Raw genomic sequence first — 24,447 nt, 5'->3', positions numbered from 1 at the left:
GTCAGCATCCCCGACGGAGCGATGTGCAAAACTCATAGCACAGTTTTTTGCGAACCGGCTTGATTTTACCCCAGATCGAGTCGGCATACATTCGTATTCAATTTTCTGAATGGGATTGCAAGAGGGTTTTACAAGGCGGCAGCATGACGCAGTTGCACAGAATGGAAATAAGGGGGTTTTCAACCGGCCCCCACAGGGTATATTCCAGCCCCATGACGACGATGGCTCATACTCCTTCCCAAGCCCTGCGCCCCTGCGCAGCGCTGCGTCATGGCCTTCTTCTTCTTAGCTGCCTCTGAGCGTGCCTTCGGCGCGAGGCTCAGAGGTGACCGCATGCGCCGAGACAGCACAGCCCGAAAGCTAAGAACAACAAGAGAGATTTCAAAATGACCACGACTTCCAAACAGGACCGCGTCCTGATTTTCGACACGACTTTGCGCGACGGCGAACAGAGCCCCGGCGCCACCATGAGCCATAACGAGAAACTCGAGATCGCCGCCATGCTCGACGAGATGGGCGTCGACATCATCGAGGCCGGGTTCCCGATTGCCTCCGAAGGCGACTTCGAAGCCGTCTCCGACATCGCGAAAGCCTCGAAGAATTCCGTCATCTGCGGCCTCGCGCGCGCCAATTTCAAGGACATCGATCGCTGCTGGGAGGCCGTGAAACACGCGGCCCAACCGCGCATCCACACCTTCATCGGCACCTCGCCCCTGCACCGCGACATCACCGCGCTGTCGATGGACGCCATGGCCGACCAGATCCACGAAACCGTGTCGCACGCCCGCAACCTGACCGACAACGTGCAATGGTCGCCGATGGATGCGATCCGCACCGAACACGATTACCTCTGCCGCGTCGTCGAGATCGCGATCAAGGCCGGTGCCACCACGATCAACATCCCCGACACCGTGGGTTACACCATCCCGCGCGAGTCCGCCGACATCATCCGTATGCTCTTAGAACGCGTGCCGGGGGCCGACGAGGTGATCTTCGCGACCCACTGTCACAACGATCTCGGCATGGCGACCGCCAACGCGCTGGCCGCTGTCGAAGCGGGTGCGCGTCAGATCGAATGCACGATCAACGGTCTGGGCGAGCGTGCGGGCAACACCGCGCTCGAAGAGGTCGTCATGGCGCTCAAGGTCCGTCACGACGTCATGCCCTATGACACCGGCATCGACACCACCAAGATCATGGGCATTTCCCGCCGCGTCTCGCAGGTCTCCGGCTTCCCGGTGCAGTTCAACAAGGCCATCGTCGGCAAGAACGCCTTCGCGCATGAATCCGGCATCCACCAGGACGGCATGCTGAAGAACAAGGAAACCTTCGAGATCATGCGCCCGCAGGACGTGGGCTTGGCGGGCACCTCCCTGCCCTTGGGCAAACACTCCGGCCGTGCTGCACTCCGCGCCAAGCTCGAGGACATGGGCTACCCCATGGCCGACAACCAGCTCAAGGATGTCTTCGTCCGCTTCAAAGACCTCGCCGACCGCAAGAAGGAAGTGTTCGACGACGACCTGATCGCGCTCTTGCGCGACGCCGGGGCCGCCGATCAGAACGAGCGCATCAAGGTCAAGTTCCTGCGCGTGATCTGCGGCACCGAAGCGCCGCAATCCGCCGATCTGACCCTTGAAGTCGACGGCGTCGACAAACAGGTCACCTGTCAGGGCGACGGGCCGGTCGATGCGACCTTCAAGGCGATCAAGTCGATCTTCCCGACGACCGCCCGCCTGCAACTCTATCAGGTCCACGCCGTGACCGAAGGCACCGACGCGCAGGCCACCGTCTCCGTCCGTCTCGAAGAGGACGGCAAGATCGTCACCGGCCAAAGCTCCGACACCGACACGGTCGTCGCCTCCGCCAAGGCCTATGTGAACGCGATGAACCGCCTCTTGGTGCGCCGCGAAAAATCGGCCCCGGATTCGGACGTCAAGACGGTGAAATACACCGACGCCGTCTGATCGCAGCTTCCAAACCCGAAAAGGCGCTCCCTTGGGGCGCCTTTTTGCTGCGCAACACCCGTTTGTGAGCGGGTCTTTGCCATTCACGCCGCGCGCGGCCCCTTTCCCACAGGCCCCGCGCCCCCTATAAGTCTGCCGATACGGGGGGATTCTCCCCTTTTGCGCGCACGACGGGGCTTTGGGACAATATGGCGGGACTGACCGGACTTTTTTCTTCGGACATGGCAATCGACTTGGGCACGGCGAACACGCTGGTCTATGTCAAAGGCAAGGGGATCATCCTCAACGAACCCTCCGTGGTCGCCTATCACGTCAAGGACGGGCGCAAACAGGTGCTCGCCGTCGGTGAAGACGCCAAGCACATGCTCGGCAAGACCCCCGGCTCGATCGAGGCCATCCGCCCGATGCGCGAAGGCGTGATCGCCGACTTCGACACCGCCGAAGAGATGATCAAGCACTTCATCCGCAAAGTGCACAAACGCACGACCTTTTCGAAACCGAAAATCATCGTCTGCGTTCCGCAGGGTGCAACACCCGTCGAAAAGCGCGCCATCCGCCAATCCGTGCTCTCCGCCGGTGCCCGCAAGGCCGGTCTGATCGCCGAACCCATCGCGGCGGCCATCGGCGCGGGCATGCCGATCACCGACCCGACCGGCAACATGGTCGTCGACATCGGCGGCGGCACCACCGAGGTGGCCGTGCTGTCCCTGGGTGACATCGTTTACGCGCGTTCCGTGCGTGTCGGTGGCGACCGCATGGACGAGGCGATCATTTCCTACCTGCGCCGTCAGCAGAACCTGCTGATCGGCGAAGGCACCGCCGAACGGATCAAGACCACCATCGGCACAGCCCGCATGCCCGACGACGGGCGCGGCGCCGTGTTGACGATCCGAGGCCGCGACCTTTTGAACGGCGTGCCGAAAGAGATCGAGATCAATCAGGCGCAGGTCGCCGAAGCGCTGGCCGAACCCGTGCAGCAAATCTGCGAAGCGGTCATGCAGGCGCTGGAAACCACGCCGCCCGATCTCGCCGCCGACATCGTCGACCGTGGCGTCATGCTCACCGGTGGCGGTGCGCTTCTTGGCGAACTGGATCTGGCGCTCCGCGAACAGACCGGCCTTGCGATCTCGGTCGCCGACGAGCCACTCAATTGTGTGGCTTTGGGCACCGGCAAGGCGCTGGAATATGAAAAGCAACTCCGGCACGTTATTGATTACGACACCTGAGAGGCTGCGCCACACGCGGCGTGGTTTGGTTGCCTGAGAGGACATCTTGGCCAGAGATAAGGGCACAGCGGATGAGTATGTCCGCCCGATCCGGCGTTTGCTGATCGGGATACTGTTGCTGTGTCTCATCGGCCTCTTCATCCTCTGGCGGATCGACAGCCCGCGCGTCGAACGACTGCGCGCCGGGCTCGTGGACAAATTCGTCCCCTCGATGGAATGGGCGCTTGTGCCGGTCACGAAAACCATTGGCATGGTCGAAAACTTCCAAAGCTATCAGCGGCTTTACGAACAGAACCAGGAGCTGCGCAACGAGTTGCGGCAGATGCAGGCCTGGAAAGAAGCAGCGCTTCAGCTCGAACAAAAAAATGCCAAGCTCCTTGATCTCAACAATGTCCGCCTCGACCCGCGCTACACCTATGTGACCGGCGTCGTCATGGCCGACAGCGGCTCGCCCTTTCGCCAATCCGTGCTTCTCAACGTCGGCGCGCGGGACGGGATCGTCGATGGCTGGGCCACGATGGATGGCATCGGTCTTGTCGGACGTATCTCCGGCGTGGGCCAGAACACCGCGCGGGTGATTCTTCTGACCGACAGCAACTCGCGCCTTCCCGTAACGATCCAGCCCTCCGGCCAGCGCGCGATCCTGTCCGGCGACAACTCGATCCGGCCTTCGCTCGATTTCATCGAAACGCCGGAACTGATACGCCCCGGCGACCGGGTGATTTCCTCGGGCGATGGCGGGGTTTTCCCGCCGGGCATCCTGATCGGTCAGGTCGCAAAAGGCCCGGACCGCCGGTTGCGCGTCGTGCTTGCCGCCGATTACGAGCGGCTCGACTACCTGCGCGTGCTGCGCACCCATGAAAGCGAACGGATCACCGACCCCGGTTCCCTGATCCTGCCCGACGGTACCCCGGAGGCAGAGGCCCCGGAACTCGAAACAGGTGCGGAGGCTGGCGATGGTTGATCCGCGCACCGTCCGCACCCTGTCGTTTCGCGCGGGTTACCTGTTCGTCGCCTTCACCGCCGCGTTCTTCTACCTTTTGCCGATCGAGGTCGGCGCGGGGCATTGGCCCGGGCCGGACCTGATCCTGTCTGTGGCCTTCGCCTGGGTGCTGCGCCGCCCGGATTACGTGCCGGTCTTCCTCTTCGCCCCCGTCATGCTGATGGCCGATTTCATCTTTCTGCGCCCGCCGGGGCTCTGGACCCTGCTCGCCGTTCTGGGCCTCGAATTCCTGCGCCGCCGCGAAGTCACCTCCCGCGACATGCCCTTTGCCGTCGAATGGATGATGGTGGCTGGCGTGATGCTGGCCATGGCGGTTTTGAACCGTCTCGTCCTCGCCATCTTCATGGTCGACCAGACCTCTCTGGGCCTTGCCCTCATGGGTCAGCTTTCGACCCTTCTGAGCTATCCTTTGGTGGTTCTGGTCTCGCAATTCCTGCTCGGCGTGACGAAGATCAGCCCCTCCGAAGCGGATGAAATGAGGTATGTGCGATGAGACGGACGCCCACGGAAACCGCCGCCTCCACCCGCAAGATCAGCCGCCGCGCCTTGTTCCTCGGCGGCTCGCAACTGGCCTTCATGGGCATTCTCGGTCTGCGCATGCGCTACATGCAGGTCGAACAGGCCGACGAATTCCGTCTTCTCGCCGAGGAAAACCGCATCCGCGACTTCCTCCTCGCCCCTGCCCGCGGCCTGATCTACGACCGCAACGGCACGCTGCTGGCCGAGAACGAACAGACCTTCCGCGTGGTGATCCGCAAAGAGGACTCCGCCGAACTCGACTCGGTTTTGATAAAGCTCGAAGAGCTGATCGGTATCACCGCAGAGGATCAGGCCCGCGTGCGCAAGGAACTCAAGGACGCCGGTCCCTCCGCGCCCGTGATCATCGCGGATCGTCTGAGCTGGCAGGATTTCTCGCTGGTCTCCGCCAATGGTCCGGCCCTTCCGGGCGTGACGCCGGAGGTGGGACTGTCGCGCTATTACCCGCTGCACGAAGATTTCGCGCATCTCGTGGGCTATGTCGGCCCGGTGTCGAGCTATGATATTTCCAAAATGGAAACCGTCGATCCGCTCTACAAAATCCCGAAATTCCAGCTCGGCAAATTCGGCGTCGAGGCGAAACTCGAAGACGAGCTCAAAGGCAAGGCGGGCCTGCGGCGCGTCGAGCAAAACGCCTATGGCCGGATCATCCGTGAGCTCGACCGTCAGGAAGGCCAGCCCGGCAACAACATCCAGCTCACCGTCGATCACAAGGTGCAGAATTTCATCCACGCGCGCCTCGGCGGCGAAAGTGCCGCCGCCGTAGTGATCGACGTGGAGACCGGTGATGTGATCGCCGCAGCCTCCACCCCTGCCTATGATCCGAACCTTTTCGTCCGCGGCATTTCATCGGCCGATTACAAGGCGCTTCTGGAAAACGACCACCGGCCCCTGCCCGCCAAATCGGTGCAGGGCTCCTATCCGCCCGGCTCCACCTTCAAAATGGTGACCGCGCTCGCCGCCCTCGACAGCGGCGCGGTGTCGCCCGAGGAAACCGTACGCTGCCCCGGCTATGTCGAGGTCGGCGGGCGGCGGTTCCACTGCTGGAAACGCTCAGGCCATGGCAACCTGAACCTCATAGGTTCCCTGCGCCATTCCTGCGACGTCTATTATTACGAGATGGCCCAACGCACCGGCATCGACAAGATCGCCGAAATGGGCCGCAAACTCGGCCTCGGGCAGGAATACGACCTGCCGCTTTCGGGGATCAATTCCGGGCTGATGCCGGACAAGCAATGGAAACTCGCCAAACGCGGCGCCGAATGGGTCGTGGGCGACAGTCTCAACGCCTCCATCGGGCAGGGTTTCGTTCTGACGACGCCCTTGCAGCTCGCGGTGATGACCGCACGCCTCGCCACCAATCGGGAGATCGTCCCCCGCATCGTGAAATCCATCGACGGCGTCGAACAGCCGGTGCTGGGCGGCGGGCCTCTGGAGATCAACGAGAACATGCTGCGCGCGGTGCGTCAGGGCATGTATGAGGTGCTGAACTCCAACCGCGGCACCGCCTTCGCCTCCCGCATCGCCAATGAAAGTCTGCGCATGGCGGGCAAGACCGGCACCTCACAGGTCCGCTCCACCGTGGTCGACAACAAAGAAGTGCCTTGGGAACAGCGCGACCATGCGCTGTTCGTCGCCTTCGCCCCCTATGACAAGCCGCGCTATGCGGTGTCCGTCGTGGTCGAACATGGCGGCGGTGGTTCCTCCGTCGCCGCCCCCATTGCCCGTGACATCATGCTGTTCTCGCTCCACGGTGCCGTACCGCCGCTGTCGGATTACCCTTCGGCGCAACAGAACACGATCCGCGAACGTTTCCGCACCCTGCCGCTGATCGGCAATGACGCGGAGCGTGACGAGAGAAGTCAGGCATGAGGATGAGGACGTGAGCTATCTCGAAAGCAATCTCAAGACCGTCCCCACCGGCCTCTCCAAGGTGCTCTATCTCAACTGGGCGCTGGTGCTGCTGCTCTCCGCCGTCGCCTCTGTCGGGTTCCTGATGCTCTATTCCAACGCCGGGGGCTCCTTCCAGCCTTGGGCCGAACCGCAGATGAAGCGTTTCGCCCTCGGCATGGTCGCCATGTTCATGATCGCCATGGTGCCGATCTGGTTCTGGCGCAATATTGCGGGCGTGGCCTATATCGTCTCCTTCATGCTATTGATTTTCGTGGAGTTCTTCGGCCATGTCGGCATGGGGGCACAGCGCTGGATCGACCTTGGCGTCATCAAGCTCCAGCCCTCCGAGCTGATGAAAATCTCTCTCGTCATGCTGCTCGCGGCCTATTACGACTGGTTGCCGATCGACAAGGTCTCCCGCCCGCTCTGGGTCGCCATTCCGGTCATCCTGATCCTCGTGCCGACGTTTCTGGTGCTGAAACAACCCGATCTCGGCACCTCGATCCTGTTGCTCGCAGGCGGGGCCATCGTGATGTTCGCAGCCGGCGTGAGCTGGTGGTATTTCGGGGCCGTGATCGCGATTTTCGCGGGCCTCATCAGTGCCGTCTTCATGTCCCGCGGCACGCCCTGGCAGCTTCTCAAAGACTACCAGTTCCGCCGCATCGACACCTTCCTCGACCCGTCCACCGACCCTCTGGGCGCAGGCTATCACATCACCCAGGCGAAGATCGCGCTTGGCTCCGGCGGCTGGACCGGGCGCGGTTTCATGCAGGGCACGCAATCGCGCCTCAACTTCCTGCCGGAAAAACACACCGACTTCATCTTCACCACTCTGGCAGAAGAATTCGGCTTCATCGGCGGCTTCTCCCTTCTGGCGCTCTACGCCGGGATCATCGTCTTTTGTCTGATCTCAGCGATGAACAACAAAGACCGCTTCGGCGCCCTCGTCACCATCGGCATCGCGGCAACGTTCTTTTTCTTCTTCGCGGTCAACATGTCCATGGTCATGGGGCTGATGCCCGTCGTCGGCGTGCCGCTGCCGCTGGTGTCCTACGGGGGCTCGGCCATGCTCGTGCTGCTCGCCGCGTTCGGCATCGTGCAATCCGCCCATATTCACCGACCCAGAGGGAAACGCTGATCCATGAGCCTCACCATCCTGTTTTCCGCCCCGGACCGGCTCTGGCCCGCCTATTCGGTTGCGCTCCCCAAGGCGTTCGAGGCCGCAGGGCTCGACGCGCATCTGACGCGTGAAGCCGATCCCGAGACGGTCGATTACATCGTCTATGCCCCGAATGCGGCCCTAAGAGATTTCACCCCCTTCACCCACACCAAGGCCGTGTTGAGCCTCTGGGCCGGGGTCGAGAAAATCGCGCCCAACGCCACCCTGACCCAACCCCTGTGCCGCATGGTGGACGCGGGCCTCGCGCTCGGCATGCGCGATTACGTGGTGGGCCATGTGATGCGGCATCATCTGGGCATGGACCGCCATATCCACGGCCTGAAAGGCGTCTGGGACCAGACCACGCCGCCTTTGGCCCGCAACCGCAAGATCACCGTTCTGGGCATGGGCGAGCTGGGTCGCACCTGCGCCGACGCGCTCTCGGGCCTCGGTTTCGATGTCACCGGCTGGTCGCGTCGTCCGAAAGATCTGCCCGGCATCACCTGCCTCTCCGGCTCGGATGGGTTGCAAAAGGCCCTCTCGACCGCCGAGATCCTCGTGCTCTTGTTGCCCGACACAAGTCAGACGCAAAGCATACTGAATGCCGACACGCTGAATCGCCTCCCGAAAGGTGCCATGATCGTCAATCCGGGGCGCGGCACGCTGATCGACGACACCGCCCTTCTGGCCGCCCTCGACAGTGGCCAGATCGGCCATGCAACCCTCGACGTCTTCCGCACCGAACCGCTGCCCGAGGATCACCCCTACTGGTCCCACCCCAAGGTCACGGTCACGCCCCATATCGCCGCCGAGACCCGGCCCACCACCGCGTCCGAGGTCATCGCGGAGAACATCCGGCGCGGCAAAGCGGGGGAACCCTTCCTTCACCTCGTAGATCGGAACGCAGGCTACTGAACGCCCCGCCCGTTTCCTTTGCTGTGAAAATACTCAGGCTCACCGCAGGATCGGCGGCGCATTCGGGTCCATGCCCGGCGCAGACGGCCCGTTGGTCTCGAAGGGTTCCGGCTCCGGCAAATCAAAGCGCAGCCCGAACCGCGCCAGAGAGGCACAGACCGGATCGGACGATTTGAAGAAGGTCACATCGAGCGCCCCTGCCTCGATCCCGGAAAAGATCAAAGCTTCAGACACGAGCCGCGCCAATGCCGTCTCGGCCCCCGGAATTTGGTCCACGAAAGCAAGGAGATGCGAGCGCACCCCGTCCTCGTATTTCACCCCGGCCAGATAGCAGAGCTTCGCCAATCCACCGGCAATCGCGAGCTTCGCATCGAGCGCAGTGATCAGCAGTTCCGTCAGACCGGCGGGCGGGAACACCTCTTCGGCCTTGCCGTGTGTCTCGGTCGGCGCATTGCCCAGCGTCGCATGCAGCCAGTCGACCGCCTCTCCCGGCAACAGCATCTCGGAGGGCGCTACGGACAGATTCAGCCCGAGACCGTAACCCGATCCGGCCAGCATCTCCGCCAGAACCCGCCCCGACATCGCCGCATAGGGCGCATGGCCCGCAAACTCCGCCAGACGCTGTTCGCGGTCGAAGGCAAGGACAAAGCTATTCTCTTCAACGGGAAACACCCGTGGCGAGATCGGCCCCTCGCCGTCGTGTTCCTCTTCGAGCAAAAGGAACCACTCGCCATCCGCCACCCGTTCGAAAAACCGCAGACGCGCGTTGTCGTCCTCGGGCGCGGCCTGCATCGCGGCATGGGCGATATCGACGGGCGTTTGATCTGGCGTTTGGTCGGTCATGGCATCTCTCGCAACAAGTCTCGGACACGGGCGCGCAGCTCCGGCAAAAGCTCGGCCTCGAACCACGGATTTTTCCTCAGCCAAGCCGTATTGCGCCACGACGGATGAGGCAAGGGAAAGACACGCGGCGCATGCGCACGCCAGCCTTGCACCGCCTCGGTCAGACTGCCCCTGTGCCCGGTGTGATAGCGGATCGCATGCAGCCCGACGGGCAGGATCAGCTCAAGATCGCCCAGCTCCGCCATCACCTTGTCATGCCATGTCTCACGACACAACGCGGGCGGCGGGATGTCCGCGCCCTTGGCGTCATAGCCGGGAAAGCAGAAGCCCATCGGCACGATGGCGATCCGCGCACGGTCATAGAATGCCGCCTCGTCCAGCCCAAGCCACGCGCGGAGCCGGTCGCCCGAGGGATCGGTGAAGGGCCGCCCGCTCTCATGCACCCGCGCGCCGGGGGCTTGGCCAGCAATCAGGATGCGGGCCGACGGGCGGAACCACACCACAGGGCGCGGCGCGTGATGCGTCACGGTCGCGGCGAACTGCCCGGCACAAAGGCGACAGGCAGAAATGTCATCGGCAAGGCTCATGGAAAGCTTCTAGCGCGCGAGATTGAAAAAGGCCACTTGACTCATTTCTATATTTTTAGAAATATCGAATTAACCACAGGAGCCCCGCATGAGCCATGTTCCTTTCGACGACATCACTCTGGCCGAGGCGGCCAGCACCTTTGCCGCCCTCGGGTCCGAACAGCGGCTTCTGGTGTTGCGCGCGCTGGTGCGGGCGGGCCCGAAGGGTCTGACCATCGGCGAACTGGGCGCACGCACCGGCATCACCGGCGCGACGCTCACCCACCACATGAAAACGCTGGCCGCCACAAAGCTTGCCAAGCAGGAAAAACACGGCCGGTCGGTGATCTGCATCGCCGCCGATTATCGCGAGCTGGATACGCTGGTCTCCGCCCTGCTGTCCGAATGCTGCGCCGATTGCACGGACGACGCCTGCACCCCGGACAGCCATTGCCACAGCGATCATCGCACAGGAGAGGATCATGACTGAGCTGACGCAAACCCCGCCCCGCCTGCCCTCGCTCTGGAAAAAGACAGACAAGGCGGTTTTGCTCACCGCGTTCGTCCTGCTCGCGGTTGCGATCCTCGACACCACGAACCTCTGGCCGACCCTGCGCTTCACCGTCGCGGCACTCTGGCACGCCGCCCCGTTCCTGTTGTTCGCCATCCTCGCCACCGCCTATGTACAGGCCTCGGGCGCCGAGACGCTTTTGGCGCGGGCCTTCGAAGGGCGCGAGGTGCAGATGATCGTGGTCGCGGCGCTCGTTGGCGGCATCTCTCCCTTCTGCTCCTGTCAGGTCATCCCCTTCATCGCCGCCTCGCTGGCCGTGGGCGTGCCGCTCTCGGCGGTCATGGCCTTCTGGCTCGCCTCACCGTTGATGGACCCTGCCATGTTCTTCGTGACAGCGGGTGAGCTGGGCATGGATTTCGCCCTGGCAAAAACGGTGGCTGCCGTCGGCATCGGCCTTTTGGGCGGGTTTGGCGTCAAGCTCCTCGGCGGCACGGCACTGTTCTCCGACCCGCTCAAGGCTTTCACCAAACCCTCCTGCTGCGCCACCGCCGCCCTTCGGGGCGCGCCGCTTTGGGCTTTCTGGCGCGACAACGCCCGCATCGGCACGTTCAAATCGAGTTTTTTCAAGAACCTGATGTTCCTCGGGAAATGGATGCTGGTGGCCTATGCGCTCGAAAGCGTGATGCTGTCCTACCTGCCCGCCGACATGATCGCCTCCGTCATGGGCGGAGACGGCATGCGCCCGATCCTGATCGGCGCGCTGATCGGAGCGCCCGCCTATCTCAACGGTTTCGCGGCCGTGCCGCTGATGTCCGGCCTGATCTCGCAAGGCATGGCCGAGGGTGCGGCGATGTCCTTCATGGTGGCAGGTGGGATTTCCTGCATCCCGGCGGCGGTTGCGGTCTGGGCACTGGTGAAACCGCGCGTTTTTGCCGCCTATATCGGCTTTGCCCTTTTGGGCGCGGTTCTGGCCGGCACTCTCTGGTCGATTTTCTGAGCAAACCTTCGTGAAATCACCCCGCGAGCCCATCCCACAACCCCGCGCGCGCTTGCCCTGTTGCCGCAGTTGCACTATGCCCGACCCGAACAGGGCAAGGGACCGGAGGGCACGGGCATGTATAAAATCTGGAATTTCATCACCAACTATTCGCTGCTTTTGATCTTCGGGGCTATCACGGCGCTGATCTGGGCGAATGTCGATGCAAGCTCCTACCATGCCCTCGTCGATTACCCGCTTGCCGAAAACTTCTTCATCGGCCACCCGCATCTGGACGAGGCGGGTCATATCCACCGCACCCTCACCCTGCACTACCTGTTCAACGACGTACTTATGGCCTTCTTCTTCGCCATCGCCGCGAAAGAGGTCTGGGAAGCCATGATCCTCAAGAACGGCTCGCTGCGCGGCAAGAAAGCCGCAACGCCGCTGATCGCCACGGCAGGCGGGATGCTCGGGCCGGTCGTGGTCTATCTCGGGCTGGCGATGTTGTTCGGCTCCGACACATACGATGCGGTGAAAAACGGCTGGGCAGTTCCGACCGCCACGGACATCGCCTTTTCCTATCTCGTCGGGCGCCTGGTCTTCGGCGCCGGTCACCCGGCGGTGCGGTTCCTGCTTCTGCTGGCCATCGCCGACGATGCCGCGGGGCTTGTGATCCTCGCCATCTTCTATCCGACGGGTGAGCTGGCCGTGGAATGGCTGCTGCTGTCTCTTGCGGCCGCCATCGTTGTGTTCCTCGTCGCCAACTGGCTCCCGCGCGCCCTTGACCGCCACAATCAGATCCGCCCGAATTCGACCTGGGTGCGCAAAAACCTCGGCTTCTGGCCCTATCTGATCGCGGGCTGCATTTCCTGGTACGGCTTCATGCGCGCGGGCATTCACCCGGCTCTGGGTCTGCTGCCCATCGTGCCGACCATTCCCCACGCCGACCGCGCCTTCGGGATTTTCGCCGATGCCGAACAGCATCTGCACGACCTGCTCAACGACATCGAGCACAAACTGAAAACCCCGGTCGAGGTGATCCTGTTCTTCTTCGGCCTGCTCAACGCCGGTGTCGAGTTCAACGCCATCGGTGAGCCGACCTGGCTGGTGCTTGGCGGGCTTCTGATCGGCAAACCGGTGGGCATTATGATCATGGGAACGCTCGCGGCGCACGGGCTCCGTCTCGGGCTTCCGGCAGGAATGCGCACCATCGACCTGCTGGTGATCGGCTGTGTCGCCGCCATCGGGTTCACCGTGTCTCTGTTCATCGCCTCGGTCGCCTTCGACGCCCACACGCTGCTCGACGGCGCGCCGGTGCAGGATGCCGCGAAGATGGGGGCGCTGTTCTCCTTCGCCGCCGCGATCATCTCCATCGTGGCCGGGAAACTGTGCAAGGTGAAGAAACAATACATCTGACCCTCGCACACCCCTGCGGCACTGTTTCCCTCTTGAGGCCGAAATCCTGAAGTTCGGCCTCAATCTTGCCACATTTACGCGATCAGAGATGGATTTGCCGGGACAAGACGACATAATATGGCCGAAATGACCTTTTAAAACACTCTACAAGACCGCCTGTATAAACAGGGATGTGTTGAGGCAGTAACACGGCGGGGGCGTATGCTCGAGTTCGACAATGTCAGCAAGTCCTTCTGGACCGGTAAACAGCGCAAGGTGATCCTTGATCGCGCGTCTTTCCGAGTCGAGCTTGGCAATTCGCTCGGCATTCTTGCCCCCAACGGCACTGGCAAGACCACCATCATCAACATGATGTCCGGGCTTGAGAAACCCGACGAGGGGGAAATCCGCCGGGGCTGCCGCGTGTCTTTTCCGCTGGGTTTCATGGGCGGGCTGATCGGCAAACATACGGCGCGCGAGAACGTGCGCTTCATTGCCCAGATCTACGATCTCGATCCCGATTACGTCGAAGCCTTCTGTCGCTGGCTCTGTGAGCTGGACGAATATTTCGACATGCCGGTTTCGACCTTCTCCTCGGGCATGCGCTCGCGGCTGTCTTTCGCACTGCTGCTGGCGCTCGATTTCGACATGTACCTGATCGACGAAGGCATGCCCTCCACCGCGGATGTGAATTTTAACCGCAAGGCCGGGAGCATCCTGCGCGAGCGTCTCGATCGTACCACCATTGTCGTCGTGTCCCACCAGGCTGCGACACTCGAAAAATTCTGTCGCTCCGCCGCCGTTCTGCGCAACGGTCGGCTCTACATGTTCGACACGCTGGAAGAGGCCAAGGCACTGTATGACTACCAAGGTTAAAGCCCAGAAATTCCGCGTGCGCCGGACGCCCCGTGCCACTCAGGAGGCCATCCCGCAACCCGATGCGGAGGTGCTGTCCCCCGAGGAGGCACTCGAAGCCGATCTGCGCGTCGAAGCGGACAAGCTGTTCGACAACGGTGCTGACGATGACGGATTTGGCGACATGCCCTTCCCCGGGTCCGCCGCCGCGGACAAGGCAGAGGACAAGGGCGTGACCCGCATTCCGGCAAACCCGACCGCGCGCAAACGCGTACAGGGCAGCATCGCCCGCTCTCTGGGCGATGCTGCCAATGATTCCGGCAGTGCAACGGGCGAGGTGACCCCTGCCGACGAGACCGCCATCGACGCCGAGATCGACACCATCCGGCGCGAGGGCTTGACCGGGCGGCAATTGCGCATGGCACGCCGTGTGGCGCAGAAACACGGCATCGCCGCGACCTCGGATTTCGACGCGGTGCGGCTGCTGCGCAAACAGGGCATCGACCCGTTCCAGCGCGGCACCATGCTCGAACTGGTGACCACGGACAAGGACGCCTCGCGGGCGCTGACCACATCCGAAGGGCCGAAACTGCCGAAAACGGTAGATGGCACCGCCAAACTGCCCTCCTCGGATATCCTTGAGCGGTTGAACCGAGAAGACGAAATTTCCCGCATTCAGCAAGACATCGCGAAACGCCGTCAACGCAAGATGCTCCTTCTGGTGGCGCGGCTTCTGGTGTTTGTCGGCATCCCCACACTGTTCGCGGGGTTCTATTTCTACCGGATCGCGACCCCGATGTATGCGACCAAATCGGCCTTCATCATCCAGCAGGCCGAAGCTGCCTCCGCCGCGGGCAGCGGGCTCAGCAGCATGTTGAAAGGCACGTCTTTCGGCTCGTCCCAGGACTCCATTGCGGTACAGGATTACCTGACCTCGCGCGACGCGATGTTGCGGCTCGATGCCGATGCCGGGTTCAAGGCGCATTTTTCCTCACAGGCGATCGACCCGATTCAGCGCCTGCCGGAAAACCCGTCGAACGAAGCGGCCTACAAGGTCTATCTCGACCGGGTCAGCATCGGTTACGATCCGACCGAGGGCCTTCTGCGCATGGAAGTGGTCGCTGCCGATCCGGAAACCTCACAGGAATTCTCCGATCTTCTGGTGAAATACGCCGAGGAACAGGTGGACCACCTGACCCAACGTCTGCGCGAAGACCAGATGAAGGGCGCGCGTGAGAGCCTCGCCGACGCCGAATCCAAGATGAAGGCCGCGCAGGAAAAGGTCGTTCTTTTGCAGGAACAGCTCGGGATCATTTCACCCGATGCGGAAACCGCCGCGATCATGACGCAGATCTCCGGCTTCGACACGCAGTTGCAGCAAAAACGCCTGTCGCTCCAGCAATTGCTCGATAACCCGTTGCCGAACCAGGCCCGCGTCGAAGGTACACAGGGCGACATTCGCCGCCTTGAAGACATCATCGCCGACCTGCGCCGACAGCTTACCGAAGCCTCGAACGGAGCTGGTTCTCTGGCCCGGATCTCTGCCGAGCAGCGCATGGCCGAGGTGGACCTTGCCACCCGTCAGGCCATGGTGGCGCAGGCCATTCAGGCGCTCGAAGCCTCCCGCATAGAAGCCAACCGCCAGGTGCGCTATCTGTCCATGTCCTCGCGTCCCGTGGCGCCGGATGAACCGACCTACCCGCGCAAATTCGAAAACACGCTTTTGGCGCTTCTGGTGTTCTCGGGCATCTACCTGATGGCCTCGCTGACCGCCGCGGTGTTGCGCGAACAGGTTTCTGCCTGACCCGTTCCCTTTCCAGAGTTCAAGAGGGTGCGACATTCTGTTCAGACAGAATGTCGACCCGTTTGCGTATGAACCAGTATCGACACGCGGAACTTGAAAGGATCTGACGATGAAACGTTTTGCACGTTCTCTCGGTCTGATGGCCGCTCTGCCCTTCGCCGCTCAGGCGCAGGGCATCGGGGGGGAATTCATGACGAACTGGGACTTGGACGAAGATGGGCAGGTGACGCTCGCCGAAGTGCGCGAACGGCGCGGCGATCTGTTCTACATGTTCGACGAAGACGAGGACGGCAAACTCGACGACGCGGAGTATGCCACCTTCGACGAAACCCGCGCGATGGATCGAGAAAGGCATCTCGAAGAGTACGGCACCACCATGGGCCCCGGCCAAGGTCAGAGCCGTCAGGGACAAGGCCAAGGTCAGGGTCCCCGCGGGCCACGCGCCTTTGCCAAGGGCATCGACGCGGTGCAGTCTTCCATGACGCGCAAGACCAACGATCTGAACCGTGACGGTGTGGTCACACGCGCGGAATTCGTCGGCAATGGCGACCAGTGGTTCGCCCGCATGGATCGCAATCGCGACGGTGTGGTGACGCTGGCCGATTTCGGCAACTGAGCCGCACCCGACACGGAACAAAGCCGTCTCTCCGAGACACCGCGGCCCCGTGTCCGGGGCGCCTCTCCTACAAAACGCAGCCGGATGGAGATCACGGAAAAATCTTTCTCCAGATGACAAGAATTTGCCGAAAAAGGGGTTGCGCCCGACGCGGGGACGGACTAATTAGCCCCCCACGTTGGGGTGTAGCCAAGTGGTAAGGCACCGGTTTTTGGTACCGCGCACCGTAGGTTCGAATCCTACCACCCCAGCCATTTCTTCCCAGACCAAAGAAACAAGGCCCGACGCAGCAACCCCGCCGGAAAATGCCCCTGTTTTATGCCCCAGTGTCCCACTGAGAGGTCTGTGGCGAGTGACGGGGGCGGATTTAGGGACTCAGATCCGAGATTCACCACGTCCCGGCGACAGAGGTCTCAGCTCAGGATCTTGCGGAACCGCGCAAGCACCAACGTCAGTGCGATCATCGACATAGCGACCATGGCTGCGAGTTGGCCGATCACCAAATCGAACCCCGCGCCACGATAGAGCACGGATTGCGCGAAGGAGACGAAATGCGTCGCCGGGCTGATCGTGCGCATGACGATCTGGAGCCAGCCGGGCATGGATTCGAGGGGCGTGATGCCGCCGGAGAGCAGGATCATGATAACGATGACCGGAATGGTCAAAAGCCCGAACTGCCCCATGTTATGGGTGAAACTCGCCAGCATCAGCCCGACCGAAGCAACCGAAACCACATAGATCGCCGCCCCCGCCACATAAAGCGTCAGGGAGCCCGCAATCGGCACGCCCATGGCACCCTGCACAACGACCACAAGGCTGAGCACAGAGGCCAACAGGATCACGCCACCGGTAGCGAAAATCTTCGACAACACGATCTCATGCGGGCGCACCGGCATCACCAGAACATGCTCGATCGTGCCGCGTTCGCGTTCGCGGATCAGCGACGCCCCGGACAGGATCAGCATCAGCATGGTGACGTTGTTCATCAACTGCATCACGGAGGTGAACCAGCGCGTCGTCATGTTGGGATTGAACCGGCTGCGGAACACCACAGTCACCAGATCGTCGCTCTCCACCCCGGGAGAGAGATAATCCGACACGGTTTCCGCCAGAAGCTGCGTCATGAAGGACGAGCCATTGCCGGCAAAGGCGACCGCCGTGGCATCGGCGAGAATCTGGATCTCGGCCTCGTCGCCCCGCCGCAGATCGCGTTCGAGATTGGGCGGCAGGGAGACGACCAGCACATAGTCGCCATCGGTCTGCGCCTCCGCGGCTTCCGCCGGGCTCAGAAGCACGGGGGCTTCGAACAGCGGCGCGCGGATTTCGTCGATGATCCGCGCCGACAGCGGGCTGTGATCCTCGTCCACGACAGCGACCGAGAGATCCTTGACCTCGGTCGAGCCTGCATCGGACACGAGCCAGACGGCGGCACTGAACACATAGAGGATCAGCGCGACCATCACCAGATCGCCACGGATCGCACGCAACTCCTTAACCGTGAGGCGGAGGACATTTGAGAGGCTTTTCAACATGTCACGCCTCTTGCTTGCGCAGGGCAAGCACGGCAAGGGTCAGGTAGATCAGGCAGAATCCGGCAATCACCAGAATATTGAATGCCACATCGCCAAACCCGAACCCCTTGAGAAACGTACCGATGGAAATCGGCTGAAACCACGCCCCGGGGAAGGACAGGCCGAGCATGCGTCCCATCGGCGCAAGCGTCGAGACCGGCGTGACCAGTCCGGAGAAGTTGACCGTCGGGATGATCGACAGCACCGCCGTGGCAAAGACCGCCGAGACCTGCGTACGGGTGAAACTCGACATCAACTGGCCAAACCCAGAGGTCGCGATGACATAGAACAGCGCGGCAAGACCAAGCACCGGCAGGCTGCCATACAAAGGCACACCGAAAACCCACAGGCCCAGTCCCGCCAACACCCAGAAATTGAACCAGGCAATGACGACATAGGGGATTTGCTTGCCGACGAGGAATTCGACCTTGCGCACCGGCGTCGCACGGAAATTGGCGATTGTGCCGGTTTCCTTTTCGCGCACGACCGAGATCGCCGACATGATCGCGGGGATCAGCATCAGGATCAGCATGAGCATCGAGGGCACCATGGCATGCGCGCTTTTGAACGCCTGATTGTAAAGATAGCGGGTCGAGATCGAGAGACTGTCGGAACTGTCCGTGCCCGTTTCGGTGGCGAGATCGGAGGCGAATTGCGTCAGCAGCCCAAGCGCATAGCCCTCGGCGGTTTCGCCGCGGAACGGCATCGACCCGTCGATCCAGAGCGAGATTTCCGGCGCCGTCTGGCCCTGATGCAGCGCCTTGCCAAACCCGTCGGGGATTTCCATCGCCAGCGTCATATCCCCCCGCTCCATCCGCCGGTCCAGCGCGTCGAGCGAGCTGTAATCCTCCTGTTGGTCGAATTGCGGAATGGCGGAAAACGCCTCGATCAACCGCCGACTTTCCGGCGTGTGATCCATGTCGTTGACCGCAAAGCTCAGCTTGTCCACGTCAAAGGAAATGCCGAACCCCATGGTGATCAACAGGATGATCGGACCGGCCAGAGCAAAGAACATACGGATCGGATCGCGCATCAGTTCCAGCGTCTCCCGCGAAGTATAGGCCCAGAGCCGACTGGCGGCCCGATGTAGCGCGTTCGGAGCTTCGACTGTGACATCCGCTGTCAGATCCGCCTCCACGGAGGGGGCGTCTTCGGTCTGCGCCTCGCCCTCAAGAGCGGCAATGAAAGCCTCCTCAAGGGTCGCCGCCCCTCGCCGCTCCGTCAGTTCCTGCGGCGTGCCGACATCGAGAACACGCCCCGCATGCATAAGCGAAATCCGGTCGCAGCGCTCCGCCTCGTTCATGAAATGGGTGGAGATGAAAATCGTCACCCCCTTGTCGCGCGACAGAGAAATCAGCTTGCGCCAGAACGCATCGCGCGCCAGCGGGTCCACGCCAGAGGTCGGCTCGTCGAGAATGAGAATGCGCGGCTCGTGGATGATCGCGACCGCCAACTGCAAGCGCTGCCGAATCCCAAGGGGCAATCCGTCGGGCATGCTCCCAGCCACCTCGGTCAGTTCGAATTCGTCCAAGACCTCACGCACCCGTGCCACCCGGCGTTCGGGCGGGATGTGGTAGAGTTTCGCATGCAGATCAAGGTTCTGCCGCACGGTGAGTTCGGCATAGAGCGAAAAGGCCTGCGACATGTAACCGATGTTCTGGCGTGCAGCCATGTCGCCGTTTTCAAGCTCTTCACCGAAGAGTTTCGACCGCCCTTCTGTCGGCTGCAACAACCCTGTGAGCATCTTCATCGTCGTCGATTTGCCGCAGCCGTTGGAGCCGAGAAATCCGAAAATCTCGCCCTCGGGAATGGTGAAACCGACGTGATCGACGGCGGTGAAATCCCCGAAACGCTTGACCAGATCGAACGCCTCGATTGCGGGCACCGCGCCGTCTTTTGCGGGCCGGGGGCGCAGGGTCACTCCGACCTCCTCGCCCTCTTCTTTCGGCAGCATCTCAATGAAGGCGTCCTCAAGCGTCGCCTTGCCCGCCTGTGCCCGGATTTCCTCCGGCGTTCCGGTGGCGATCACCTTGCCGTCGTTCATCGCGGCCAGCCATTCGAATCGTTCCGCCTCTTCCATATAGGCGGTGGCGACCAGCACGCTCATGCCGGTGAGCTTGGCCCGGATGCGGTCGATCAACTCCCAGAACTGCCGCCGCGACAGCGGGTCCACCCCGGTCGTCGGCTCGTCGAGGATCAAAAGATCCGGATCGTGGATCAGCGCCGCGCAGAGTCCGAGTTTCTGCTTCATCCCGCCCGACAATTTGCCCGCCGGGCGGTCGAGAAACGGCGCAAGCCCGGTGGCCTCGGTCAGCATGGCGATGCGCTCGCGCCGCTCTGCATGCTTTTGACCGAACAAACGTCCGAAGAAGTCGAGGTTCTCACGCACGCTCAGCGTCGGATAAAGGTTTCGCCCCAGCCCTTGTGGCATATAGGCGATCCGTGCGCCCAGAGCGCTGCGGGCACGGGCGTCGCGCATATCCCGATTGAGGACAGTGATCTCTCCCCTCTGCGCCTTGCGCACCCCGGCGATCAGCCCCAGAAGCGTGGATTTGCCGACCCCATCCGGCCCGATCAGGCCAACCACCTTCCCGGCGGGGATGTCGAGCGTCACATCGTCGAGCGCAGAGACCGCCTTGTAACGATGCGACACGGCGTTGAGACGTGCCACATGTTCCATCGCGCGTTACTCCGGCACGTTGACGGTCAGATGCTCCGGCCAGTCCACATCGGGGCGGCTACGCACGAAACCGATGCCCCGCACCCCGCTTTTGATCAGGTTTTCATATTTCGCCAAAAGCGCACGCGGCACAGACAATTTCACCCGGAACACAAGCTCTTCGCGCTGTTCCTGCGTTTCGACATTCTTCGGCGTGAATTGCGATTGCGGCGAGATGAAGGTGATAGTCGCGGGCACCACATAGTCGGCAATCGGATCGAGGATGAGACGGGCTTCATCGCCCACCGCCAGCGTGCCGATCACCGTCGCGGGCAGATAAATGTTCATATAGACATTGCTCAGATCGAGCATGGTGACGACCGGATAGCCCGCATCAATCACCTCGCCCGGCTCATGCAGACGATAGAGCACCCGCCCCCGGAGCGGCGCCTTGATGGTCAGATCGTCGAGCGCAAGCTGCACCTGCTCCTGATCGGCCTCAGCGGCGGCAATCGAAGCCTTGGCGTCCTCGATCTGGGCCTTGGCCATCTCGACCGTCGCCTTGGCGCTGTTGAGCGCATTGGTCGCATCGTCGAGTGTACTTTGCGCCGTGGTGCCGCTGTCATGTAGCTTCACGACGCGATCATAGGTTGTCTGCGCCACGGAAAGTGCGCTTTCGGCCTGCATCAGCGTGGCCTGCGCCACGGTCAGTCCGGCCTTGGCACGCAACACTGCCGCTTTCGCCGCGTTCAACTGCGCCGTGGCGTCCGCCGTGCCCATCTGCGCGATCACATCGCCCGCGGCCAGAAGATCGCCCTCTTCCGCCGTCACGCTGTCGATGCGGCCCGCGTATTTCGTCGCCACATCGACACTCTGCGCCTCGATCCGGCCATTGGAGCTGTAGATACCCTCCTCGCCGTTCGACTTGCCGAATTTTTCGAGCAGCGTGTCAAAACGGCTTTGCGCCAAAGCGGGGGAAATTCCCGCTCCGAGCGCAGCGATCAGAAGGAATGTGAAAACGGGATGGCAACGAAGCATCGGATCGGCCTTTCTCGGGACGGACTCGCAATGGGTCTCAGGTATGGCTTTGACTATCATGTCTTTCTTCGCACAGAAATCATAAATGACAAAATCGTCAACTTGTGACTGTGCGTCGGCTGAAGATGTTTACGCACGGGACAAGACCGCCCTATGCGTCTGTGTCAAAAATCCCCTGACAAGATCCATGCGCACCATCCTGGCACAGGCCTGGTCCGGCAGGGGGCGATCAGGTTCCGATCACCCGCCGATCAGTCGCAGGGCGAGGATGACACAAATTCCCCCGAGAGCGACACTCAACCCCTGCCAAAACCGCAGCGGATTGCGTGCCATCAACGGCCTGTGCGTCTGGGCTTGCCATTCCGCTCCGGGCCGTTTCAGATCGGCGATGAATTCGGACAGCGCGTGATAGCGCAACACGGGGTCGGGATGGGTCGCACGTTTAAGCGCCAGATCGACCCAACCGGGCACAGCGCTGTCGTCGTCGCGCGCCGAAGTATAACGCAACCGGGCCTGATCGCGCCGCGACTGGATGCGCGCCACCTGCGTGCCATAGGGCAGCCGCCCGGTGAGCATCTCGTACACGATCGCCGCCAGCGCGAACTGATCGGACCGCCAACTCAGCACGTCTCCGGTGAAATACTCGGGTGCGGTGTATTGATAGGTGCCGGGCATCTCGCCCAGCGTACCCGGCCCGGCCTCTTCGACACCGGCCACGGAGACGGAACCGAGATCGATAATTTTGACGGTGCCCTCGGCGTCGATCATGATATTTTCCGGGCGGATGTCCTGATGCACCATCTCGCGACGGTGAATGGCCCGAAGCCCCGTGGCGATTTGTTCGGCAATCTGACGAACGGTCACCAGATCGGGCCTCGGATGATCCACCATCCATTGCCGCAGGGTTTGCCCTTCGACATACTCACTCGCCACGTAAAGTGCGCTGCGCGTCTCCGGCAGCGCGGCGGCGCGCAGAACATGCGGCGAGGCGATCCGCCGGGCGATCCAGTCCTCCAACATGAACCGCCGCAGATAGGTCTGATCCCCGCCGGTTTCGGTGGCCGGGATCTTGAGCGCAACACGATTGCCCTCGGGATCGAGGGCGAGAAAGACATGCGAGCGCGCCGTCGTATGGATCGGGCGCAGAATGCGGAACCCGTCGATCTCATCCCCGTCGCGCGGCAGCCTTGGGATCGGCAGATGCACTGCCTCGACATCGAAACCGCCTTCGGGAAGGCTGTCGATCCGGACAAGCTGCACGGTGAGATTGTCGTTGCTGCCCTTTTCAAACGCGACCTCGGCAAGCCTCTGCGCGGCGGCCTCCAGAGTCTCCGTAGCGTCCAGCGCAGCAAGGACATCCTTCCCGTCGATCACCTCATGAACGCCATCCGTGGAGAGTATGAAAAGATCGCCAAGGGTTAGAGGCAATTTGCGGTAGTCGATCTCGATATTCGGCTCAACGCCCAGAGCGCGGCCAAGATAGCTTTCGTCCTGTGAAAGCCTGACGCGATGATCGACGGTCAGCGGCTCAAGGCTCTTGCCGACAAGGCGCTGGATGCGACTGTCGCCGATGTGAAAGAGATGCGCCTCGCGCCCCTTGAGGATCATGGCGGAGAGGGTGCAGACCCGCCCGGTGTCCATATCGCCAAGCCCCGCATTGCGGCCGTGCAGCCAGGCGTTGGTCGCGGAAATCACCCGCGACGCGGCGGTTTTCACCGTCCAGCTTTCTGGCGTGGCATAGTAATCGGACAAAAGGCTTTTGACGGCGGTTTCTGCGGCCTCCGCGCTGACCTTCGAAGAGGAAATGCCATCGGCGATGGCCAGCGCGATGCCCTTGAGCGTCAAAGCACGGCCTTCGGGAAGGATCGCACCGTGAAAATCCTGATTCTCAGATTTGCGCCCTGCCGAAGAAAACTGGCCCAAAGAGACATGCAACCGGGCCGGGGCTTTGACATCTTTCTGCATGGCGTCCCTTCCGAAACAGAGAAAAGGCCCCGCGCAATGCGGAGCCTTTTCCGGGGTGTGAACCTTATTCCGCCGCGATACCGGAAACGTCGTCGTTGCGCACCGCGTTGCGTTTCGGAGATTCCTTGAAATGCGTAGCGTAGATCATGCCGCCCACAAAGGTCAGACCGCCGACGAGGTTGCCCAGAACCACCGGGATCTCGTTGTAGATGAAGTAATCCGCCCAGGTGAACTGACCGCCGAGGATGATCCCCGAGGGGAAGAGATACATGTTCACGATGGAATGCTCGAAACCGAGGTAGAAGAAGATCAGGATCGGCATCCACATCGCCATGATCTTGCCGGACACGGAGTTGGACATCATCGCGGCGACCACACCGGTGGAGACCATCCAGTTGCACATCACTGCACGGACAAACACGGTCAGCAGACCCGCGCCACCGGCGGCGGCATAGCCCAGCGTGCGGGCTTCACCGATCTTGCCGATTTTTGCACCGATCTCGTTGGGCTCCTGACTGAACCCCATGGTGAAGATGATCGCCATGAAGACGGCCGTGGTCATCGCACCGGCGAAGTTGCCAACGAACACAAGGCCCCAGTTGCGCAGCACGCCCTTCCATGTACAGCCCGGACGTTTCGCGATCACGGCCAGCGGGGCAAGGGTGAACACGCCGGTCAGCAGATCGAAGCCCAGAAGGTAGAGAATGCAGAAACCCACCGGGAAGAGCAGCGCGCCCACAAGCGGCTGGCCGGTGTTGACGGTGATGGTCACGGCGAAAGCCGCCGCAAGCGCAAGGATCGCACCGGCCATATAGGCACGGATCAGCGTATCCTTGGTCGCCATGAAGATTTTCGATTCGCCGGCATCCACCATTTTGGCGGCGAACTCGGCAGGTTGAACGTAAGCCATTGTTTTACTGTCCCTGTTGGAGTTGTCGTCTTAGGTCT

Annotated in this window: 20 protein-coding genes and 1 tRNA gene; 14 read left to right on the top strand and 7 right to left on the bottom strand. The window is 62.0% G+C overall.

Going from position 1 to position 24,447, the window contains the following annotated elements; genetic code table 11:
- Positions 1–386 precede the first annotated feature (386 nt).
- From V1475_RS07225 to V1475_RS07195, 7 genes are all read left to right on the top strand, one after another.
- A complete protein-coding gene (locus V1475_RS07225) occupies positions 387–1,964 on the top strand; it encodes a 2-isopropylmalate synthase (protein ID WP_434289011.1) in 1,578 nt (525 codons plus the stop codon).
- Positions 1,965–2,152: 188 nt separating this feature from the next.
- A complete protein-coding gene (locus V1475_RS07220; protein ID WP_479412196.1) occupies positions 2,153–3,190 on the top strand; it encodes a rod shape-determining protein in 1,038 nt (345 codons plus the stop codon).
- A gap of 46 nt (positions 3,191–3,236) precedes the next feature.
- Complete coding sequence (gene mreC, locus V1475_RS07215) at positions 3,237–4,154, top strand: rod shape-determining protein MreC (protein ID WP_479412195.1); 918 nt, start codon at positions 3,237–3,239, stop codon at positions 4,152–4,154.
- Entirely contained in the window at positions 4,147–4,686 is a 540-nt protein-coding gene (locus tag V1475_RS07210; RefSeq protein ID WP_479412194.1) for a rod shape-determining protein MreD, read from the top strand. Before mreC ends, V1475_RS07210 begins: the two co-directional genes overlap by 8 nt.
- Positions 4,683–6,602 (top strand): penicillin-binding protein 2, encoded by a 1,920-nt coding sequence (mrdA, locus tag V1475_RS07205; protein ID WP_479412193.1) that lies wholly within the window; start codon positions 4,683–4,685, stop codon positions 6,600–6,602. The genes V1475_RS07210 and mrdA overlap by 4 nt, the downstream gene beginning before the upstream one ends.
- Before the next feature lie 10 nt (positions 6,603–6,612).
- Complete coding sequence (gene rodA, locus V1475_RS07200; protein ID WP_434289018.1) at positions 6,613–7,761, top strand: rod shape-determining protein RodA; 1,149 nt, start codon at positions 6,613–6,615, stop codon at positions 7,759–7,761.
- A 3-nt stretch (positions 7,762–7,764) separates the two neighbouring features.
- A complete protein-coding gene (locus tag V1475_RS07195) occupies positions 7,765–8,697 on the top strand; it encodes a 2-hydroxyacid dehydrogenase (RefSeq protein WP_479412192.1) in 933 nt (310 codons plus the stop codon).
- Between the two features lie 39 nt (positions 8,698–8,736).
- Here V1475_RS07195 and V1475_RS07190 read toward each other — a convergent pair whose 3' ends face one another.
- Together V1475_RS07190 and V1475_RS07185 are read right to left on the bottom strand one after the other, a co-directional pair.
- The gene (locus V1475_RS07190) at positions 8,737–9,540 is read right to left on the bottom strand and encodes an SseB family protein (protein ID WP_479412191.1); all 804 of its coding nucleotides are present in this window, start codon (positions 9,538–9,540) and stop codon (positions 8,737–8,739) included.
- Positions 9,537–10,127, bottom strand: coding sequence for a uracil-DNA glycosylase family protein (locus V1475_RS07185; protein ID WP_479412190.1), 591 nt, complete (start codon positions 10,125–10,127; stop codon positions 9,537–9,539). Before V1475_RS07185 ends, V1475_RS07190 begins: the two co-directional genes overlap by 4 nt.
- An 88-nt stretch (positions 10,128–10,215) precedes the next feature.
- Here V1475_RS07185 and V1475_RS07180 point away from each other — a divergent pair, with 88 nt between their 5' ends.
- The 7 genes from V1475_RS07180 (at position 10,216) to V1475_RS07150 (ending at position 16,520) form a co-directional block, all read left to right on the top strand.
- Positions 10,216–10,596 carry an ArsR/SmtB family transcription factor gene (locus V1475_RS07180; RefSeq protein WP_479412189.1) on the top strand — a complete coding sequence of 127 codons (381 nt, stop codon included), beginning with the start codon at positions 10,216–10,218 and terminating at the stop codon, positions 10,594–10,596.
- Positions 10,589–11,614, top strand: a complete 1,026-nt coding sequence (locus V1475_RS07175) for a permease (protein ID WP_479412188.1) — start codon at positions 10,589–10,591, stop codon at positions 11,612–11,614. Before V1475_RS07180 ends, V1475_RS07175 begins: the two co-directional genes overlap by 8 nt.
- A 117-nt stretch (positions 11,615–11,731) precedes the next feature.
- A complete protein-coding gene (locus V1475_RS07170; protein ID WP_479412187.1) occupies positions 11,732–13,012 on the top strand; it encodes a Na+/H+ antiporter NhaA in 1,281 nt (426 codons plus the stop codon).
- A 201-nt stretch (positions 13,013–13,213) separates the two neighbouring features.
- Entirely contained in the window at positions 13,214–13,867 is a 654-nt protein-coding gene (locus V1475_RS07165; protein ID WP_434289026.1) for an ABC transporter ATP-binding protein, read from the top strand.
- Positions 13,851–15,650, top strand: a complete 1,800-nt coding sequence (locus V1475_RS07160) for a KpsE/RkpR family capsule polysaccharide export protein (RefSeq protein WP_479412186.1) — start codon at positions 13,851–13,853, stop codon at positions 15,648–15,650. Before V1475_RS07165 ends, V1475_RS07160 begins: the two co-directional genes overlap by 17 nt.
- A gap of 109 nt (positions 15,651–15,759) precedes the next feature.
- Complete coding sequence (locus V1475_RS07155; protein WP_479412185.1) at positions 15,760–16,266, top strand: EF-hand domain-containing protein; 507 nt, start codon at positions 15,760–15,762, stop codon at positions 16,264–16,266.
- 179 nt (positions 16,267–16,445) lie between these two features.
- Positions 16,446–16,520, top strand: a tRNA-Gln gene (locus tag V1475_RS07150).
- Positions 16,521–16,679: 159 nt separating this feature from the next.
- Here V1475_RS07150 and V1475_RS07145 read toward each other — a convergent pair.
- From V1475_RS07145 to V1475_RS07125, 5 genes are all read right to left on the bottom strand, one after another.
- On the bottom strand, positions 16,680–17,798 hold the full coding sequence (locus V1475_RS07145; RefSeq protein WP_479412184.1) for an ABC transporter permease: 1,119 nt from the start codon (positions 17,796–17,798) through the stop codon (positions 16,680–16,682).
- Position 17,799: 1 nt separating this feature from the next.
- Positions 17,800–20,517: a ribosome-associated ATPase/putative transporter RbbA gene (gene rbbA, locus V1475_RS07140; RefSeq protein WP_479412183.1), complete on the bottom strand. Its 2,718-nt coding sequence runs from the start codon at positions 20,515–20,517 to the stop codon at positions 17,800–17,802.
- Positions 20,518–20,523: 6 nt separating this feature from the next.
- Positions 20,524–21,534 carry an HlyD family secretion protein gene (locus V1475_RS07135; protein WP_479412182.1) on the bottom strand — a complete coding sequence of 337 codons (1,011 nt, stop codon included), beginning with the start codon at positions 21,532–21,534 and terminating at the stop codon, positions 20,524–20,526.
- 240 nt (positions 21,535–21,774) lie between these two features.
- Positions 21,775–23,499: a bifunctional protein-serine/threonine kinase/phosphatase gene (locus V1475_RS07130; protein WP_479412181.1), complete on the bottom strand. Its 1,725-nt coding sequence runs from the start codon at positions 23,497–23,499 to the stop codon at positions 21,775–21,777.
- 64 nt (positions 23,500–23,563) lie between these two features.
- Positions 23,564–24,409, bottom strand: a complete 846-nt coding sequence (locus tag V1475_RS07125; protein WP_434289038.1) for a formate/nitrite transporter family protein — start codon at positions 24,407–24,409, stop codon at positions 23,564–23,566.
- Positions 24,410–24,447: the final 38 nt, after the last annotated feature.

This window comes from Celeribacter sp. SCSIO 80838 (assembly GCF_056498065.1).
The sequence above is the reverse complement of the archived record's forward strand: the minus strand, read 5'-3'. Positions and strand labels throughout refer to the sequence as shown.